Here is a 19282-nt window from a genome sequence, read left to right on the forward strand (position 1 = left end):
CGCCGCGTCGCCGGATTTTTGCCGGGTTTGGCGGATGGACGCGCTGACGGGCTTCCGATCTTAACCGCGCAAGTGCCCCGAACTTGGCTCGGCCTGTCCGTGTCCATCGTGCGGCCGGATGAAATGATGAGGCCCGAAATGCCCGATTTGCTACCGACGACTCGCACCGTTGTCATTGAGGACCGCGACGAGGCCGTGCTGCTGTTCGGCACTCGCGACCAGTACCTCCGCACCCTGCGCGACGCCTTCGGGGTGAAGGCCACGTACCGCAACCCCGAACTCCGGATCGAGGGATCGTCCGAAGGCGCGGAGCAGTTCGAGCGGGCGCTCCAGCAGGTGCGGCAGGTGGTCCGCAAGCGGGGCCGGCTCGAAGAGCGCGACGTGACCGGGGTGATCGAAGTCATTAAGGGCGGCACGGCACGCGGTTCGTCGCCGCTCGCGGCCACCGAGGTGGGGCGGAACCTGCGCACCCGGACCGACGGCCAGGGCCGGTACGTTCAGGCGCTCCAGTCCAACGACGCGGTGATCTGCGTCGGCCCGGCCGGGAGCGGGAAGACGTACCTCGCGGTCGCGTGGGCGGTGTCGCTGCTCAACACCAAGAAGGTCAAGAAGATCGTACTCGTGCGCCCGGCGGTCGAGGCCGGCGAGCGGCTCGGGTACCTGCCCGGGGACCTGGTCGCAAAGATCAGCCCGTACCTGCGCCCGCTCTACGACGCGCTGGCGGACATGATGGAGCCCGACACCGTCAAGAAGTACATGGAGAGCGAGGTCATCGAGATCCTGCCGCTCGCGTACATGCGTGGCCGCACCCTGAGCCACGCGTGCATCATTCTGGACGAAGGCCAGAACGCGACCTGTGAGCAGATGAAAATGTTCCTGACCCGGATGGGCACCAATTCACGTGTCATCGTGACGGGCGACATGACCCAGATCGACCTCCCGCGCACGGTCCGGAGCGGGCTCGCGGACGCGGTCCAGCGGCTGAAGGATGTCGAAGGGCTGGCGGTCGTTCACCTGGAACAGGCTGACATCGTGCGGAACCCCTTGGTAACACGCATCGTGAAAGCCTACGAGGATGAGGCATCGAAGGCCCGTAAGCCGGGTGCGTGAGGAGCGCGGCTCGCGCGAACGCGCCTGCCGCATAGCCGAACTCGGTGCCACTCCATGTCAACCCGCACCGACCCGGCCCAACGTCAGAAGAGCTGCTGGCATTCGATCGAAGAACCGCATGACGGCGGTAGTTGCCGAAACGAAAAACACCCTTTCACCCGCCGGTTGTTGGGTGAAAAGGCGTTGGGTGTCTCGTGCCATCTGGATAGTGTGGAGCCGTTCGCGTCACGCGGCGTATGCGTTCGGTACGTTCGTTGCGAACGGGTTCGGAGTGGGCGCGGGTGTCGAGTCGGGATCGGGGCCGGGTAACTCGACTAACGCTTTCACTCCACTCGCATCGGTTCCGAGGAGCATGCGCCGCTCCCCGGCACGAACGAGGTGGACCGCGCACCGACCGACGGTCAGCGAAGCGACCACCACCATCGACGGCACTGGCGCGTCGGGGCTCTTTTTCCCTAGGTAACGGGTCACGAGAACGCACCCGCCGCACACGACCGCCAAGCTGACCACCAGGCGCACCAGCGCCAGCCCGATGTCGCCCGGGGTGTTCTGGGCCGGAGGCGGTGCGGTCGCGCGAGGGGCCAACCCGTCAGCCCTGGTTGCCGCTTGCGGAGCCGGCGTGGCCGCCGGCACCGTGAGCGACGAGATCAGCGACGGAAGGCCGAACCCCAGCAGGGCGATGAGAATCCCCGCGCCGATCAAGGCGGGGGGGATGCGGACGGGTTTGGTCGTGGTGGCGTCGGGCATCGTGCCCTCTCGTTAGGTGTGCGTCACGGCCCGCTCGCGGGCCGCACGTTACTGGGGGTTCCCGCGGCGGTTCCGAACGCCGGGGGGGCACTCGGGGCCGGGGCGACCGTGGTGTTCTGCGCCCGGAGCTGGCGGATCTTGTCCATCAACTGCGCGACCAGGGCGGGGTCGTTCAGCGCCTCCATCAGCCGGGCCGCGTTGCGCTCCTTCATCAGCACCAAGATCTGCGCGACCTGTTCGAGCTTGCCTGCCCCGGATTCGGCCATGCTCTTGATGTTCGGCGCCGCTCCCTCCGGGGTCATCGCGTCGTAGATCGCGGCCAGCTTGATGAGGTTCTGGCGCTCGATCTTCAGTGACTCTTCGCGTTCCTTTTGGAGCTTCTGTTCGGTCGCATCAGGCCCTTGCGTCTTCGGCTGGGTCTTCAGCGCGGCGGTCACCTGCTTGAGCAATTCGTCGGTGGTCTCCCGCTGGGCCTGAACGTCCGCCAGAACCATCGTGATCTGAAGGGCCTTGCGCTCGAGCCGGGCCTTGTCGTCGAGCAAGTTGGCCTCCGTGGGGCCGAGGCTCGGGGAGACGATCGGGGGGCCGCCCGTTTTGTCCTTCGTCTGGTCCTTTGTCTCTTTCGTGGGCTCCTTGCCCCCCTCGCTTCCGGGCGTGGGGGCTTTGCTGATCGCCTTGCCGCCATCGGCGGGCTGCTTCTCGACCTTCTCAGCCTCCGCTTGGTTCTTCGTTTGGTTGAGCCACAGCGACAGCGCCGCCGAGAGCGAAAACAGGAGGAGCGCGACGGCCCCGAGGAACAACAGATTCTTCATGGACGGTCTCCGCGCTGGAGTTTCAGTCGTTTGAGGTTCTCAGTTCCGGCGTCCAAGGCGAGCGCCCGCACGCGCGAGTCCCGCCGGGGCGGCCCTCGGTCGCTGGCTTCACCCGGAACTCGAAACTCTAACTTGGAACAACCGGAGTTGTTGCGGCCGGGTCGCGGGCCGGACGTTCAAGCGGCGTGCTCGGCCTCATACAGCGCGACGGCCGGCGCGCCTTGGGCCGCCTGCCAGCGCTGCTGAACCATCTCGTCGAGCCGGTTCTGGTCGTGCTTCTGGACTTCCTGCTGCCACTTGTCGGCTTGTTGCCGGCGGAGCGTCGAGAGCGCTTCCACCTCGGTCGCGAGTTGGGTGCGCTCCTGCGCCGCAGCCAGCACCCGCTGCTCGGCCGCCACCACTTCGCGTTCCGACACCTGGATGGACCGGCCGACCCGCTCCGCCATTCCGGACGCCGCCGCCCACTGCTGCGGCGCCATCACCCGGCCCACCGACGCGGATATTTTATCCGAAAGGCTGTCGAGTTGGTCGCGAAGGGATTGCAGATGTGCCCGGGCGCGCTCGGTCGCCTCTTGCGCGCGCTGGAGTTCGAGTTCGGCGATGCGCTCGAGTTGGCGCTTAACGCGGAGCAGCCGTTCTAGGGGGAACTCGAATCGTTTCACAGTTGGGCACCTCCGTTGGTGCCGGGGTTATGGCGAACCCGCGGGAGTGTGTCAACTTCAAGTCTGACGACCGCGTTCGCAGGTCGTCAGTCGGTTACCGCCAACAGGTTACGGTGCCCAGGTCTTGGGGCCGAACGGCGCGCGGTCGTCAGTTGAAGCGCCTTGGTGCTCACGACCTCAAGGCCCTTAGTACGGCCACGCGGCGGCGATCTGGAGCAACCCGGCCTTCGTGTCCTCGAACGAGGACCGCTCGCCGACGTCCTGCCGCAGGAACTTCTCGACCTTCGGCATCAGTTCGAGGGCCTTGTCCACTTGCGGGTCCATCCCGCGGGTGTAAGCCCCGATGCGGAGCATGTCCTGAATGTCCGCGTGCGTCGCCATGATGGCCCGCAGCTTCCGGGCCGCTTTGGCGGACTCGCGGTCCACCACGTCGGTGGCCACACGGCTGATGCTCCGCGACACGTCGATGGCCGGGTAGAACCCGCGCTCGGCGATCTTGCGGTCCAGCACGATGTGGCCGTCCACCAGCCCGCGCACGTAGTCCGCGATCGGCTCGTCCATGTCGCCGCCGTCCACCAGCACCGTGAGCAGCGCGGTGATCCCGCCGACGGCGGCGTTGCCGAGCCGTTCGACGGTGTTGGCGAGCGTCTGAAACACGCTCGGGGTGTACCCGCGGCTGCTCGGCGGTTCGCCCAACAGCAGCCCCAGCTCGCGCTGCGCCATCGCCAGGCGGGTGAGGCTGTCGATGACGAACAGGACGTTTTGGCTCTCGCTGCGGAAGTAATCGGCGATGGCGATGGCCGACTGCGCCGCCCGCACCCGCATGAGGGCGGTCTGCTCGCAGGTGGCGACGATCACCACCGAGCGGGCCATGCCTTCCGGCCCGAGCACGTCTTCGAGGAACGGCGCCACCTCGCGGCCCCGCTCGCCGATCAGGGCGATCACGTTCACGTCCGCCTGCGACCCCTTCGCCACCTCGCCGAGCAGGGTGCTTTTGCCGACGCCCGAACCGGCGAAGATGCCGACCCGCTGGCCGGCGCCGCACGTCAGGACGCTGTCGATGGCACGGATGCCGGTCACGAACGGTTCGCGGATCCGCTGCCGCTCCATCGCGGGCGGGGCCGGGCGGTTGACCGGCTTCACCGGGCAGTCGACCAGCGGCCCCTTGCCGTCGAGCGGGCGCCCCAGCCCGTCGATCACGCGGCCCAGCAGGTTCCTGCCGGTCGGCACCATGAGGCCCTTGCCCTTTCGGAGCACGGGCATCCCGGGCTGGAGGTTCTCGGCGGCGTCGAACGGCACCAGGTAGGCGAGGTCGTTCTCGAACCCGATCACCTCGGCCAGCACCGGTTCGCCGTCGCGCGGCAGGATCGCGCAGTGGTCGCCCACGGCGGCCGGAATCGCGCAGGTCATGCGCCCGGTGACGCTCTTGAGCCGCCCGCCCATGCGGTACAGCGGGGTCTGAGTGATGCTGCGGCTCATGGCCGACATATCAAGACCGAGCATTCTTCAGGCTCCGTAAGAGTTCGTCACGAATTTCATCCAGCTCGCGGACCACGTCCGACAGGAGCATAGACTCGCGGCCTTCGACTTGGCAGTCGCCGCGCCCGAGGTTCGGGTCGGCAACAAATCGCGGGTCGCCGCGGTAAGGGACCAGAGGGCGCCCGCCGAGGCGGGCGTTGAGCAGTGCGAGATCGGCCGGGTTCAGTCGCACGGTGACGGCCGCGTCGTCACCGAGCTGGGCGATCATGTCGTTCACTTTGGTGTCGATCGCGAACGAGTCCGACTCGATGCGTTCATGCAGCAAGCGGGTCGCAATCGTCAGCGCCAGTTCGACGGCGGCCTTCTGCCACTCGACCAGCCGGTCGTTCCGGTCGGTACGGACACGGTCGACGGCGGCCTTCATTGCGCCCAAAACAACTTCGATGCGCTCGCGGTCCTCGCGCAACTCTTTTGAGATGTCGGGCTGTACGAAACCACTCGGAGGCGGTGCCGGTGCCGCGGGTGGGGCGGGCGGCGGACTGACGGCGGCGGGGGCGGGCGGCGGAGCGGGCACCGCGGTCGGCGGCTCGAGGGCGTCGACGATCCGGACCCCGCGGAGGGGGCGCGTAAACCGGACGCGGAACTCGTGCGAACCGGGCTGGTTCCCCTGGCGGGCGACCGGTGTTGACCGCATGAAACTCCCCTCGCTCACTTCCGACCCCGCAACGAGCGGTTGGGTGATACCAGACACGCGGCGTGCGAATACCCACTCGGGGCCGAGTCCGCAAGAGTCTGGGTGGTGGAAACGAACAATTTCACAATGGATCAGGTTCGTTTGGTGGGAGCGGAGTCGGGAGGGATTTCTGGAGAAAAAAAAGTCAGGCGTGTGGGGTTTCGAGCCGGTTCGGGAAAGTTATTGCGAAGGCAAAAGTGCTCTCGGTGGCTCACCTCGTGCGAAATCGCTTGGCTGAAAGGGATCGTGAAAATGCTAAAAATGCGTTGACTAAAGAGGGTGCATCGTATTCTTGAAAGCTACACACCTGACGCCGGTCACAGGGGCATGTTTAGTAAGTGAATGCACTTGCTGCGCTGCGTGGACCGAGAGCTTTTTGCCGCCATTTTTGGTGTGACGTTCGAGTTGCACTCGCACAACTCATCGGAGCCAACAGTTGGTGACGGCGGTAAGAAGAGGGCGCAGAACAGGATACGGATCGAGACCTTGTACCTTACGTGTGTTGAATTCTCGTGACGCCAACAGTTGTTAACGGGGGCACGTCGAACGCGCTAGCGAGCAGGGGAACCAGAGATGAAGTCCGATTCAGAAATCGGACTTAAACCAATTTCTTGTGAGAAGTGGCGAGCTAATTCGTTATTGCTATTTTAAGATTGTTTGCCATATTCGCGCCGAGGGGCATTTCGGCGCGTACTTTTTCTCCGGGGATGCCGTCAGTCCATAGTAATCTGGCCGTCCTCTTCGCCCTTGCGAACGGCGGCCAAGACCGTGCCCTGGGCTTCGCGCACCACCGAATCCGCGATCGACCCGAGCAACTCGCTCTCCTCCTCAAGCACCGACTTCGACCGGCTCGACATGTTGGACGTTACCTTCTGCCGGATCGTCGGCACCACGCCCTTAAGGGCTACCGCGACGGTTTTCACGTCCAGTTTGCCCAGCAACATCTGGATCTGCCGGTCCGGGATCCGGAGCAAGTCCTCCATGCGGTACAACTTCTCGACCACACGCGAGGCGATTTCGGGGTCGGCCTGCTCGAGCTTTTGCACCACCGGCATGCGGTCGTTGCGCGGGAACGACCGGAGCATGTCGGCAAGGTTTTGGATCAGTTCCTCTTGCGACGGTGCCGAGGGCACGTCTCGGAGCTTCCGCGTTTTCTCGACCACCGCCTTCGCGAGCGGTTGGAGCAGAGAGAGGTTGCGGGTTCCGGGCTTCGCGATGCGCAGGGCGATCTCCGCCCGCTGCTCCGCGGGGAGCCGGCGGATGATCTGACCGACGGTGGCCGGGTCCAGCGCGCTGAGGATCAGCGAAATCGCCCCGGCCTGCTCGCCCTCCATTGCGCGGGCGAGTTGGTCCGGGGGGATAAGCTTGAGCTCGTCGATCGGGTTGGCCGGGGGCGGCTGTTCGGCCGCGATCTCATCGGGCGACATTGCGGCCCGGCGCCGAATCAACCGCAACAGGTCGAAGAACTGGGCGAGTGCGTCGTCCAGTTCCGCAATGGGGGGCGGCTCGCCGGGGGCCAAGCGGAGGCGCCGGCGCAGGCGCATGCTCGACTCCAGGCTGAGCTGCGAGAGGACGTTCTCGGCCACGTCCACCGGCAGCACTCGGAGCAACATCAGGGCGGCATCTTCGCCGTTAGACTCAGCCATGCGGGCTACCAGTTGGGCAAAAGTCGAGCGGGTGCGTTGAGTCATTTCAGATTGACTTCTCGCCAAGCATGACACTGAGCACATGCACAACTGCGGCAGGCTCGTTTCGGGCCATGGTCTGGAACCGGATCAACTCAGCGTTGCGTCGTTCTTCCGTCGTGGGCGGCGGGGTCGGGGCAACCGGACCCGTCGGAGCGGCCGTCTCAGCCCCAGGTTCGGTCCCCGTCGCCGCTTGGGCTTCGGCAACCGGCCGGCGGCGGAGCAGTAGCAACCCGATCACCAAGAAGGACAGAACGGCCGCGAACGCCACACTCAAGTTCCGCGCGAGACTCACATACGTTTGGATCCGCTGAAGCCGCACGAGCGTATCATCCGGCTCCCCGGCGTTCGGTCCGGTCAACGGAGCGCGAGCGATTGTAACACTGTCGCGTCCCGGACGGAAGCCGACTGCTTGGCGAATAATTTCTTCCGCGTCAGCTTGGCTGATCACGGCTTGCCCGTCGGCAGCGGTCAGGTCCACGAGAGCCGCTACGCTCAAGCGGGTCACCGCTCCGCTACCCTCTTCAATGTCACGGAGCGTTTCGGAGACCAGATAGTCGGTCTGGATCACCTCTTCTTTAGACGTTCCGCCGCCGCTGCCAGCGTTAGCGGTGGTGCCACCGGTACGGGTGATGTTCGCTGTGGCCCCTGTCACCCCACCCGCCCGGGTTCCCGAGCTGGTCGAGTTTGCAGTCCGCTCCGCGATCCCCACACGCCCGTCGGGCGAGTAGGTTTTAACACGTTCCTTGATTTTCTGGAAGTTCACATCTGCGCTAACCCGGATTACCGCCCGACCGGGGCCGAGGGTCTTGCTCAACATCTCTTCGGCTTTGGTCGAGAGATACGTTTCAAGTCGTTCTATGTATTCAAGTTGTGGCGTGGGAAGGCCGCTCCGCGCCGCCGCGTTGGGATCGGACAGCAGGCGCCCACCGGTCTCCATTACGGTGACATTTTCGGGCCGCAATCCTTCAATACTGTGCGCGACCAGCGAAACAATCGCACTGGCCGTGGCCGGGTTCATCGTCATCCGCGGCTTCAATTTTATGACCACGCTGGCGGTCGGGGTTTTCTGGTCCCGAACAAACGGGGACGGTTCGGGCTTGGCGATCATCACCCGCGCCGACTGCACCGATTCCATTTGCATGATGGAACGCGCCAGTTCGGCTTGCAGCGCCCGCTGGTAGTTGACGCTCTGGACGAACGGGGTGGTCATGAGCGAGGTTTCGTCGAACACCTCGAACCCTTTGCCGCCGCGGGCCGGGATCCCGGCCCCCGCCAGCGACACCACCGCTTCGGCGTACCGCTCGTCCGGCACCTCGATCACGGTGCCCCCGCTGCCGAGCCGGAACGGGATCCCGTCCCCGCTCAGGCGGGTGCGCATTGCGGACACGTCCTCGGGCGGGAGCGGCCCGGCGCCGAGCGGCGTGTACCGCGACCCGGGCGAGAGGTACACCACTGCCCCGAGCGCGAGCAGCGCGCCGAGGAAGCTCAGGGCCACGCCGACGCGGCGGCCGGCACTGAGACCGGCCCAGTAGGCGCGGGCTTGTTCGAGGAGGCGGTTGAACACGTCCATGCGTCACCCGATCGTGTCTGACAAAGAAGGAGCGGTGTGCCGAGCGCGGGCCGCGTCGTGCGGCCCGGGGATCACACCTGCATGCGGGTCACTTCTTGGAACGCGTCGGTCAGCCGGTTTCGCAACTCGAGGATGAGTCGGAACGAGAGGTCGGCTTGCGCCACCGCGAGGCTGACCGTGTGGAGGTCCTGCGCTTCCCCGGTTGCGAGCGCCTGAACCGCCGCGTCGGCGCCGCGGTTGGCCTCAATGTTGCCGTTCAGCACGCTGTTCAGCACGCCGGCGAACGGGGCGCCACCCGGCGCGGGGTCGGCGGGGGCCTGTGGCGCCACCAGCGGTTGGAGCCGGGACAGCGGCGCGACGGTCGCGATCGAATCCACGGGCATGACGGGTCCCTCGTGTGTTAGCTGCGGAGCAGGACCAGCGCCTGCTCGTTCATCTGGCGGAAGGTCTGTGCGGCCCGCAAGTTGGCCTCGTACGCGCGGGTGGCGGTCAGCAGGTTCACCATCTCAATGGGCAACTGCACGTTGGGCATCCGAACGAAGCCCTCGGCGTCCGCGTCCGGGTGTCCCGGCTGGTACACGCGGGGCAGTTCGGTCGGGTCCTCCACCCGCTCGACCGCCACAACGCCGCGCAGGTCCGGGCCGCCGAACGGCCCGGCCGCGGCCCCGAGCACCTCTTCGAACACGACATCTTGACGGCGGTACGGGCCGCCGTTGGCCGACCGGGTGGTGTTGGCGTTCGCGATGTTGTTCGCGATCACCTCCATCCGCAGCCGCTCGGCCGACATGCCGGTGCCGCTGATCGCGGCGCCCGCGAAGAGATCGTTAAAAGGCACAGGTCACTCCCCCTTCGGAACTAGCGGCCGCTGATCGCGGACCGAAGGGTCCCGACGCGGCTCGCGATGATCTGGGTGGCCGCTTGGTAGAGCAGCGCGTTCTTGGCCAGCGCGTTCATCTCGGCGTCGATGTCCACGTTGTTGCCGTCGACCCGCTCGGGGCCGTCGCCGGTGACCACGCGGGGCTTCACCGGCGTGCCGCCGGTGGGTGAGGCCAGCGCTTTGGCGAGGTCGGCCTCGAAGGCCACTTCGAGGCGCTTGTAGCCGGGCGTGTTCACGTTCGCGACGTTCTGTGCGATAACGCGGTGCCGCAACCCGGACGCGTCCAGGAGTTGCGTCAGCACGCTCAGACCGGGAAGGTTGGTGTTCATATCGGTAAAATCGGAAAAAATCGGCCGGAACTTGAATCGATAATAGGGGCAGTGCAGGACAGGCGATTGCGCGACAGCGGAGGTCCGCCGGGCATTCAAGATGGGGTAAAGTGAATCTTATGCAAGTCACCCCCGCTGATATCGTGTCCGTCACGACGGCCCAAGTGAGCACCGCCGCGAGCGTGCGCGTGGTGGCCGGGGACCTCGCGTCCGTGCCGCTCGGCGCGCTGCTCCAGGCGGTGGTGACCCAAGTAGACCCGCGCCAAGCGACGCTGGACGTGAACGGGCAGTCGCTGACCGTCCGTCCGCCGATCGGGCTCCAGACCGGTGCCGTGCTGTTCGTGCGGGTGCCGAATGCCGGCGGCAGCGTTCTCGAAGTCACGACCCCACCGCGGGCGCCGAAGCCCGAAGTGCAATCGGTGCCGACCGGTTCCACCCAAGTGAAGGTCGTTGAGGTTCTTGACACGCTCCCAGACGGTCGGGTGCAGGTGCGGATCGAGGGTCAGGAGCAAACGGCTACCGCGCGCGACCCGTTGACGCAGGCTCCTCTGCCCCTGGCCCCGGGGAGCCGGGCCGTTCTCGAAGTGGTTCCGACACCTGCCGGCGTCGTTTTGCGTCCCCCGGCTGAAACACCGGTTCTGCCCGTGGCGGTGGCAACCGCGCTGTTGCAAGCGACGCCGACCAACGACCTGACGGCGGCATTGAAGCCGCTCCAGGCCGAACTGACCCAACTCGTGGAGGGTACGGCGGTTATCGTTCGGGGGGAAGCGAAGCTTTTCGACGCGCTGGGCGGTAAAGCGGTTCTGGACAGTAAGGGCGGTGTGACCGAAACGCCTCTCCCGCGGTTGCCGGCCGCGGTACGAGAGGCCGCGGAAGCGGTTCGCGAAACGATCCGGTCGCTGGTTCCGAGCGAGCCGCGCGTTCCGAGCGCCGGGGACCTTCAAAAGTTGGTCGAAAACGGCGGCCTCCAGTTCGAGGCGAAACTCGCTCGGCTCGCTGAAGACCCTCAACTCGCCGGTGCGCTGCCGCGACAAACCGCGGCGGAGGTGCGCGGCGACCTCCGTGGGGATTTGAAGGGCGATCTGCTGCGGTTGATTCAGACGACCCGCGAATTCGGACTGGCGGTACAGTTCCCCGCCGCGCGGGCGGCCCTTGAGGGTATCGAGGCACAGCAGGCCACGCAAACGCTCGCGCAGGCGACCGGAACGCCGTACATCCTTCAGGTGCCGTTTCCGGATCGCGATCAGTGGCGGACGCTGCACCTCGCGGTCGAGCGTGAGGGGCAATCCGGCGACGAAAACGAGAGCGAGAGCGGTCCCGGGCGGTTCCGGATGCTCATGCACGTGCCACTCAGTGAACTGGGCGAAACGTGGATCGACGCTGGGTTGAGCGGCGGTCAGTTCCGGGCCGCGATTTACCTCGATCGGTCTGAGGTCCGCGACCGGGTGCGTGAGGCCCTGCCCGAGTTGCGGACCGAACTAAGTACTGACGGCTTCGCGGAAGTGTTGCTTGACGTGCGCGCGACCGCCGACCTGCCCAAGAAGACCCGCGAGCGCTCGTCCGCGATGCTCGCCGGGCGCCCGGCCTCGACTTCCCTTCTCGATGTGAGGGCGTGAGATGGCGAAGCAGGACCAGAAGCGCGCCGTCGCGCTGAGCTACGACCCCGCCAAGGATCGCGCCCCGAAGGTGGTGGCGAAGGGAAAGGGACGCACCGCCGAGCAGATCTTGGCGCTGGCCCGCAAGAACGCGGTGCCCGTGCGCGAGGACCCGACGCTGGTTCAGGTGCTGAGCCGGCTCAAGGTGGACCAGGAGATCCCGCCGGAGGTGTACCGCGCGGTGGCCCTGATCCTCGCGTTTCTGAACCGCGTCAACCGTCCCGGCGGGTAATTTGGGTGTGCACGAGTTACTGGATTCACGACCAGGCTACGGGTGTCCAGGCGTGGCGCGGCAGTGGCTCGTAGGATACGGAATCAGGTTCCGCGATAACTGCTTCTTCGGTCGGACCAAGAATTCTTTTGCGCTGGTAAGTTCGTCGGCCGGTGGAGCCCTGGGGAACGGCCATCTCCGACCCATTCGTCTCGACCGTTAAAAGAACTCGGGGCTGCCGCGGGTATCGCCGCCCTCATTGGAAACCCACTTTGGCACGGTCGAGGGTGATGTGCCCGGCTCGGTCGGCTTGCTCTCGGCACACATCGCGCGCCCGTGCTCGGCGAATTTCAGCCCCACCTCGCACCTCGCTGAATAGCCCTACTCCAAGTCGACGAACGGCCCGCGTCAGCGGGCGGTTGCTACCCCAGTTTGTCCCGATCCGCTACAGGTTCCGCAGCGGAGGCGCGGGAAAGTGCTTGCGGTCGGTGTCGTGGTGCGGTTCACTCGTGTTCGCCCGGGGCAGCGGACCCGGGCGAACACAATTGTGATTTCCTTGCCGCACGGAGCTGACGGATGAGAACTGCGCTGACCTGGGCCATCGGCCTCGGGCTCGCCGGGGCGGCGGTGCTGAGCTTAACGCGCGCGACCGCGCAGCCCCCGGCGCCGCGCCCGAACCCGGACTCTCAGTACCGGCTGGGACCCGACTCGCTCCCGCAGGACGGCGTTCCGAAGGGCGAGATCAAGGGGCCGTTCACGCTCCCGTGTGAGGTCTACCCCGGCACCCAGCACACGTACTGGGTGTACGTGCCCGCGCAGTACGACCCGAAGGTGCCCGCGGCGCTCATGGTGTTCCAGGACGGGCAGGCGTTCAAGGACGAGAAGGGCGACATGCGCGCCCAGAACGTGATGGACAACCTGATCTACCGGCGCGAGATCCCGGTCATGATCGGGGTGTTCATCAACCCCGGCCGGAAGCCCGACCAGCCCGAGCCGACCCCGCGGGACTGGGGCGACCGGAGCACCAACCGGCCGACCGAGTACAACTCGCTCGACGACAAGTACGCCCGCGTCGTCACCGAGGAACTGCTGCCCGCGCTGGCCAAGGATTACAACATCTCGAAGGACCCGGAGATGCGCGGGATCGGCGGGTCCAGTTCCGGCGCGATCGCCGCGTTCACGGTGGCGTGGGAGCGGCCGAACCAGTTCCGCAAGGTGCTGAGCAACGTCGGCAGCTTCGTCAACCTGCGGGGCGGGCACGCCTACGCGGACAAGGTGCTAGAGGCGGAGAAGAAGCCGCTCCGCGTGTACCTGTGCGACGGCCGCAATGACAACCGCGGCGTCCGGGCCGGCAAGTACGACGAGAAGATGGACTGGTTCTACCAGAACGTGCGGCTGATGAAGGCCCTGACGAAAAAGGGGTACGACGTGAACTATGCGTGGGGGATGAACGGCCACGGGCAGAAGTTCGGGGGCGCGATCCTGCCGGACATGATGCGGTGGCTGTGGCGGGACGGCCCGGTTTCCACGGACCCGAACGACGCCGAGGAGCGCGGGTTCCGCCAGCCGGCCGGGGGCAAGAAGTGACGGCCCCGGCCGGCGCATGGCGTGCGGCGATTCGGCTCGTGCGAACCGACGGGCCGCGCCGGTTCGCACCGCCCGCTCACCGGCCGTCGAGCGCGCGGTCCAGGTTGAACGCCGCCGAGATCAGGGCCAGGTGGGTGAACCCCTGCGGGAAGTTCCCCAGCGCCTCGCCGCTGGTGCCGGTCTGTTCGGCGAACAGACCGAGCGGGCTCCCGTACCCTAACATCTGCTCGAACCGCAGCCGGGCCTCGGCCAGCCGGGCCGGGTCCGTGCGCCCGGCCCGGGTGAGCGCTTCCACCAGCCAGAAGCTGCACATGTTGAACGTCCCCTCGGCCCCGTCCAGCCCGTCGTGCGTGGCCCGGTAGTCGTAGCGGTACACGAGCCCGTCCGCGGCCAGCCCGCCCCGCCCCACCGGCGCCCGGATCGCGTCCACCGTCGCCAGCATCCGCGGGTCGTCCGGGGCCATGAAGAACGTGAGCGGCATCAGCAGCACGGAGGCGTCCAGGTTGTCCGCCCCGTACGCCTGCACGAACGACCGGCGCCGCTCGCTCCACCCCTTCGCCATCACCTGCTCGTACACCGCGTCGCGGGCCGCCAGCCACTTCGCCCGGTTCGCCGGGAGGGACCGCTTGTCGGCCAGCCGCAGCCCGCGGTCCAGCGCCACCCAGCACATGAACCGCGAGTACACGTGGTCCTTGCGCGCCCCGCGCGTCTCCCACACGCCCTCGTCCGGCCGGTCCCAGTTGTCCGCCACCCAGTCCACCAGCCCGCGCAGCGACACCCAGGCGTCGTAGCTCACGGGCCGGGCGTACTTGTTGTGCAGGTAGACCGCGTCCATGAGCTCCCCGAACACGTCGAGCTGCAACTGCCCGTGCGCGCCGTTGCCGACCCGCACCGGTTTGGACCCCATGTACCCGTCCAGGTGCGGCAGCTCGTACTCGGTCAGGTCGGACCGGCCGTCCACGGCGTACATCAGTTGGAGCGGCGCGCCGCAGTGCGACTCGTGCTCCTTCCAGCGGGCCGCCAGCCAGTCCATGAACCGGGCCGCCTCGCCGGTGAACCCGATCCGCAGGAACGCGTACACGGTGAACGCGGCGTCCCGGAGCCAGCAGTACCGGTAGTCCCAGTTGCGCGTCCCGCCCACGCCCTCGGGCATGCCGGTGGTGGGGGCCGCCACGATGGCGCCGGTGGGCTCGTAGGTGAGCAGCTTGAGCGCCAGTGCCGACCGGTGTACCGCCTCGCGCCAGCGCCCCTGATATGTGCACTGTGCCAGCCACCGCTGCCAGAACCCGACCGTCTCGCGAAACCGCTCCTCGGCCTCGCCGGTTCCCGGGCACCGGCCCTGCGGGGCGTCCCGGTCGAGCACCCGCAGGATGAACGTGGCGCTCTCGCCCTCGCCCAACGTGAACGAGCCGACCGCGCCGGCCCCGTCGGGGCGGAGCGGGACCGAGGACGCCAGCCCGAGCGACAGGTCCGGGGCGTCGAACCGGGCCCCGTGCTCGCTCACCCGGGTCTCGTGCCGCGCCCGCGCGTAATCGAACGCGGGGCGGCACTCCAGGGAGAACGGGAGCCGGCCGCGCACCACCCGCGCCCGGCGCACGAGCTGGTCGGCGGGGGGCGCGCCCGGCCCGACCGGCATGTAGTCCTCGACCTCGGCGACCCCGTCCGGGTGCAGGAACCGGGTCACCAGCACGTTGGTGTCCGGCCAGTAGTACTGCTTGTGCCGCACGCCCTCGGCGGTCGGGGCGATGCGGAAGAAGCCCCCCTTGCGGTCGTCGAGGAGGGCGCCGAACACGCTCGGCGAGTCGAACCGCGGGAGGCACAGCCAGTCGAGCGACCCGTCGAGCCCGACGAGCGCGGCGGTGCGCATGTTCCCGATCACCCCGTAGTTCTCGATCGGCTGGTACGGCATGCGGCGGTCTCCTGACAACGCGGTGCGGCGCGGGGCCGTGGAGCAACTCGCGCGCCCGACGCCGGCGCCGCGGGCGGCGCCCGCCCGTGCGCCCCGCGTAGAATGGCGGCATGATCTTCTCCTGGCTCCGCAGGCGCCGGCGGCGCAAGCTGCTCGCGGCACCTTTCCCCGTGCGTTTCGCCGCCATCATCGAGCGGAACGTCGGGCACGCCGCCCTGCTCCCGGAACCGCTCCGCGCCCGGCTCCGCGACGCGACGACGGTGCTGCTCGCGGAAAAAGAGTGGCTCGGCCGCGGCGGGCTGTTCGTCAACGAGGAGATGCGGGTCACGATCGCGGCGCAAGCGGCGCTGCTGCTCCTCGGCCGCGAGGACGGGTATTTCGATTCCGTTCGCGAGGTGGTGGTGTTCCCGACCACGTTCCGCACCCCGCGGCCCGAAGACGATTGGGAGGACGACTTCCTCTCCGATACCATTTCGAGCGGTCAAGCCGTTTACACCGGAACGGTATTGCTCGCGTGGGACGAGGTGCTCCACGAGGGGCGCGACCCGGCGGGCGGGTACAACGTGGTGCTGCACGAGTTCGCCCACCAGCTCGATTTCGCCGAAGGGCTCGCGGGGGCGCGCCCCGGCTCGGGGACCGCGAACTCGAAGCGCGCTGGAAGTACGTGATGAGCGTCGCGTTCGCGGACCACCGCCGCGCGGTCAAGGCGAACCAAGCCGAACTGTTCTTCACCCCGCACGCCGCGGACGACGAACTGGAGTTCTTCGCAGACCTTACGGAAGCGTTTTTCTGTCGCCCGCATGACCTGCGAAACCTGTACCCCGAACTGTACCGGCTAATCGCTGCGTACTACCGGCTCGACCCAGTTGCGTGGGCGTGGTCGGCGTAGGCCGTGGCGACGAAAGTTAGGCGGCTTTCCATACGGGCAGTAAGGACTTTCGGTCAGAATCTCGCTCGTCGAAAGTCGTAAAGTCACAAATTTAGTAGGGGCAAAGCCTTGCGGCTTTATGGCTTGCTGGCCTGACGACTTTTGACCGGTAGTCCTAAGTTTCCAGGGCAACGTATCGGTTGAGGTCGGCAAAGTCGGGTGTTCAGGGATCAGGCCGACCTTCCGTTAGAGGTGATCGACGCTCGTGCCGCTCCTGCTCGATCGACTGACCGAATTGACCGACCCACGCGATCGGCCGTACCCGCCGGTGCTGCGGCAGGCAACACTACGGTTGCCTGCCGCAGCACCGACTCGGGCACGCTCTCGGGTTTCGCAACGGCAGGATGCCTCGCGCGAACGCGCTCACCAACCGATTAGTGGCACTCGATGGCTACTAATCATCTAACGAAATGCTTAATTTCTCAGCTATCGAAGAGAGAAATGGCAAGTTGGGGCTAAGTACCTGGAAACGGCTGCCGGCTTCCCTAACATAGAAATTACTCAGCTAGACGCGCGCCTGTAGCTCAGCTGGTAGAGCAAGCGGCTTTTAACCGCTTGGTCCTCGGTTCGAATCCGAGCGGGCGCACTGGTCCTAAACCCTTCTGCCGAAGCAGTTAAGCTTACCTCTCGATGTTCGGGAGTGCGGCCGGATCAGTCAGGAAGTGGCGTAGTCCTTCGCCGTATCCCGAGTGAGCCATGCCGCCGCAGAAAAAATCCGTTCCCGTCTATGCCCATCACAAGCCTTCCGATCAAGCCTACGTCCGGTTTTCCGCGAGCGGACAACACCGGACGGTGTATCTCGGAAAGCACAACTCCCCGGAATTGATCGCAGAGTAGAACAGCATCGTTGCAGAACTGATCGCGGGCCTCGCGCCTGACCGCCCAAGTGGAAATTCTTCAACGCCGGTTGCGAACACCCCCAGAACTACGCAGAGATTGAATCTGGCTGATGAAGCGTGTCGAGCACGAGTTCGGGTCGTGCAACGACGGCCCGAACGGCCGCTGCGATGGTACCGGTGCCGAGTCGTCGCAATAGGTACACGGCGACCTCATGCTGCACGTGATACGCTCCTCACACACCATATGCAAATCCTGTGCCGGTCCAACTGCGTAAGCACTACATAGCGTTCCGTGAGAAGTGGCCGCAGACATGCGTGGTTACGCGACCGTTCGTTCGAACCCGGTTCGGTGTCCGAGATGAACACTCCTCGAACCTCTCGTGCTCTCGCGCCGGTTAACCCGCAAGGGCGCTGTCGTGTCAGAAGAACTGACAACCCGCGGGTTAACCGGCGCGAGACTCCGAACTGCCGCTTACTCGCCCCGAGAATCGATACCTGATACATGAACCCACCGACGAATGGCACTACCGTGGTGTTTTTTGGGCGTTCGGTCCAATAGCCGACCAGGGACACCCGAGGCATCCGGAATAGTTGTGTTGTGACGGCTGTGCCGCCTTGGCTACCGGGTCTTCCGCCGCTACGGTAACACTAACATCGAGGTCTTCCACGCTCCGACTGGTCGCGCTGTCGTTCGGGCGAGGTCGGCCTCGATGTCTCATTTACACGCTCCCACGCCCTCGTTCCAAACCATCCTCCGCACCTTCGCACAGGCTCCCGATCTGCCCGCGCGTGCGTTGCTCACGGCCGACCAGATCCAGGCCGCCGGCGCGGACCTGGGCGTCGACTTCGCAACCGAAGGTCATCACGTCTGGACCCCGGCCCTGACCCTCTGGACGTTCCTCACCCAGTGCCTCAGCACGTCCAAGTCCTGCGCCGCAGCGGTGGCTCGGGCTCTGGTTCTGCGCGTCGCCCTCGGATTGGATCCCTGTTCCGAGGGCACGGGCGCCTACTGTAAAGCCCGGGCCAAGCTCCCGGTCGCGTTACTCTCCCGATTGGCCACCCAACTGGGCGACGAACTCGAGCGGCACGCCCCCAAGGAGTGGCAGTGGAAGGGGCGGCGGGTGTTGCTCGGTGACGGCACGACCCTGTCCGGACCCGACACCCCCGAGAACCAGGCCACATACCCCCAGCACACGAACCAGAAACCCGGCCTGGGGTTCCCTCTGATCCGTGTGGCCGTGCTCCTGGGGTTCGCGACCGGGGCTTTGGTCGGGGCCGCCATCGGACCTGGGAAGGGCAAGGAGGCCGGTGAGATGGCCCTGCTGCGCGAGTTGCTCGACCGGTTCCAACCCGGGGACGTGTTCGTCGCGGACCGGGCCTATTGTTCGTACTGGCTCCTGGCCGCGTTGCAGGCCCGCGGGGTCGATGTCGCCATCCGGTTGCACCAATCCCGGCACGACGACTTCGGCACCGGCGTGGACGATCACGTGGTGACGTGGAACCGGCCCGCGCGTCCGGCTTGGATGGACAAGCCGGCGTATCACGCCACCCCGAAAATGCGGACGGTCCGCGAGGTCCGGTTCCGGGTGGACCGACCCGGGTATCGGACCCGCGGGGTCGTCGTGGCGACCACGCTCACGGACCCCACCGCGCACACGCGCGAAGACCTCGCGGAGTTGTACCACCATCGGTGGCGGGTCGAGCTTTCGATCCGCGACATCAAGCAGACGTTGGCCATGGATGTGCTCCGCGGGAAGACGCCCGAGATGCTGCGCCGGGAGATCTGGTGCCACCTGCTGGCGTACAACCTGGTGCGCCACGTGATCGCCCAGGCGGCCCGGGCACCCAACCGGTGCCCGCGTCAGATCAGCATGACCGGTGCCCGGGACCTGTTGAATGCTTTCCGCGAGTCCCTGTCCACCAATGCCGGTGCCGTGTGGGACAAGAAGGTCGCGGCGTTGTTGCATGCGGTCGGTGGGCGCCGCGTCGGTCGTCGGCCGGGGCGGTGCGAGCCGCGGCAAGTCAAGCGGCGCCCCAAGAGCGACTGGTGGATGACCAAACCCCGCGCCGAACGACGTGCCGAGTTATTAGCCAATAAGGGCACCGAGTAATTGATACAAACAGTGACTCACGGAAGTGCCATTCG

16 protein-coding genes, 1 tRNA gene and 1 pseudogene are annotated in these 19282 nt (G+C 66.5%); 7 read left to right on the forward strand and 11 right to left on the reverse strand.

The window, feature by feature from the left end; translation table 11 throughout:
• Nucleotides 1-138 precede the first annotated feature (138 nt).
• Entirely contained in the window at nt 139-1110 is a 972-nt protein-coding gene (locus R5W23_RS28400; protein WP_261188712.1) for a PhoH family protein, read from the forward strand.
• A 225-nt stretch (nt 1111-1335) separates the two neighbouring features.
• Here R5W23_RS28400 and R5W23_RS28405 read toward each other — a convergent pair whose 3' ends face one another.
• The 10 genes from R5W23_RS28405 to R5W23_RS28450 all read right to left on the reverse strand — a co-directional run bounded on the left by R5W23_RS28405 (nt 1336) and on the right by R5W23_RS28450 (nt 10007).
• Entirely contained in the window at nt 1336-1857 is a 522-nt protein-coding gene (locus tag R5W23_RS28405; protein WP_320689297.1) for a flagellar biosynthetic protein FliO, read from the reverse strand.
• A gap of 23 nt (nt 1858-1880) precedes the next feature.
• A complete protein-coding gene (locus R5W23_RS28410) occupies nt 1881-2669 on the reverse strand; it encodes a MotE family protein (protein WP_320689298.1) in 789 nt (262 codons plus the stop codon).
• A gap of 176 nt (nt 2670-2845) precedes the next feature.
• Nucleotides 2846-3331: a flagellar export protein FliJ gene (gene fliJ / locus R5W23_RS28415; protein ID WP_261188709.1), complete on the reverse strand. Its 486-nt coding sequence runs from the start codon at nt 3329-3331 to the stop codon at nt 2846-2848.
• Between the two features lie 186 nt (nt 3332-3517).
• Nucleotides 3518-4834 carry a FliI/YscN family ATPase gene (locus tag R5W23_RS28420; protein WP_320689299.1) on the reverse strand — a complete coding sequence of 439 codons (1317 nt, stop codon included), beginning with the start codon at nt 4832-4834 and terminating at the stop codon, nt 3518-3520.
• Nucleotides 4821-5504 (reverse strand): FliH/SctL family protein, encoded by a 684-nt coding sequence (locus R5W23_RS28425; protein WP_261188707.1) that lies wholly within the window; start codon nt 5502-5504, stop codon nt 4821-4823. The genes R5W23_RS28420 and R5W23_RS28425 overlap by 14 nt, the downstream gene beginning before the upstream one ends.
• A gap of 752 nt (nt 5505-6256) precedes the next feature.
• A complete protein-coding gene (locus R5W23_RS28430) occupies nt 6257-7189 on the reverse strand; it encodes a FliG C-terminal domain-containing protein (RefSeq protein ID WP_261188706.1) in 933 nt (310 codons plus the stop codon).
• A 46-nt stretch (nt 7190-7235) separates the two neighbouring features.
• Nucleotides 7236-8801, reverse strand: coding sequence for a flagellar basal-body MS-ring/collar protein FliF (gene fliF, locus R5W23_RS28435; RefSeq protein WP_320689300.1), 1566 nt, complete (start codon nt 8799-8801; stop codon nt 7236-7238).
• 71 nt (nt 8802-8872) lie between these two features.
• On the reverse strand, nt 8873-9184 hold the full coding sequence (locus R5W23_RS28440; protein ID WP_261188704.1) for a flagellar hook-basal body complex protein FliE: 312 nt from the start codon (nt 9182-9184) through the stop codon (nt 8873-8875).
• 17 nt (nt 9185-9201) lie between these two features.
• Nucleotides 9202-9636: a flagellar basal body rod protein FlgC gene (flgC, locus tag R5W23_RS28445; protein WP_261188703.1), complete on the reverse strand. Its 435-nt coding sequence runs from the start codon at nt 9634-9636 to the stop codon at nt 9202-9204.
• Nucleotides 9637-9656: 20 nt separating this feature from the next.
• Entirely contained in the window at nt 9657-10007 is a 351-nt protein-coding gene (locus R5W23_RS28450; protein WP_010035309.1) for a flagellar basal body rod protein FlgB, read from the reverse strand.
• 119 nt (nt 10008-10126) lie between these two features.
• On the opposite strand from R5W23_RS28450, the gene fliK reads away from it, so the two are divergent.
• The 3 genes from fliK to R5W23_RS28465 all read left to right on the forward strand — a co-directional run bounded on the left by fliK (nt 10127) and on the right by R5W23_RS28465 (nt 13460).
• Entirely contained in the window at nt 10127-11623 is a 1497-nt protein-coding gene (fliK, locus tag R5W23_RS28455) for a flagellar hook-length control protein FliK (RefSeq protein ID WP_320689301.1), read from the forward strand.
• A 1-nt stretch (nt 11624) separates the two neighbouring features.
• Entirely contained in the window at nt 11625-11894 is a 270-nt protein-coding gene (locus R5W23_RS28460; protein ID WP_010035317.1) for an EscU/YscU/HrcU family type III secretion system export apparatus switch protein, read from the forward strand.
• A gap of 555 nt (nt 11895-12449) precedes the next feature.
• Entirely contained in the window at nt 12450-13460 is a 1011-nt protein-coding gene (locus R5W23_RS28465; protein ID WP_320689302.1) for an alpha/beta hydrolase, read from the forward strand.
• A 76-nt stretch (nt 13461-13536) separates the two neighbouring features.
• Here R5W23_RS28465 and R5W23_RS28470 read toward each other — a convergent pair whose 3' ends face one another.
• Nucleotides 13537-15531 (reverse strand): glycoside hydrolase family 15 protein, encoded by a 1995-nt coding sequence (locus tag R5W23_RS28470; protein ID WP_320689303.1) that lies wholly within the window; start codon nt 15529-15531, stop codon nt 13537-13539.
• On the opposite strand from R5W23_RS28470, the pseudogene R5W23_RS28475 reads away from it, so the two are divergent.
• From R5W23_RS28475 to R5W23_RS28485, 3 genes and pseudogenes are all read left to right on the forward strand, one after another.
• Nucleotides 15480-16258 (forward strand): annotated as a pseudogene (locus R5W23_RS28475) (M90 family metallopeptidase). The gene R5W23_RS28470 and the pseudogene R5W23_RS28475 overlap by 52 nt on opposite strands.
• A 552-nt stretch (nt 16259-16810) precedes the next feature.
• A tRNA-Lys gene (locus R5W23_RS28480) sits at nt 16811-16883 on the forward strand.
• A gap of 963 nt (nt 16884-17846) precedes the next feature.
• Entirely contained in the window at nt 17847-19247 is a 1401-nt protein-coding gene (locus tag R5W23_RS28485) for an IS4 family transposase (protein ID WP_320689304.1), read from the forward strand.
• The last annotated feature ends 35 nt before the right edge of the window (nt 19248-19282 follow it).

The sequence above is a fragment of the Gemmata algarum genome (assembly GCF_034097035.1).
Taxonomy (GTDB): Bacteria; Planctomycetota; Planctomycetia; order Gemmatales; family Gemmataceae; genus Gemmata; species Gemmata algarum.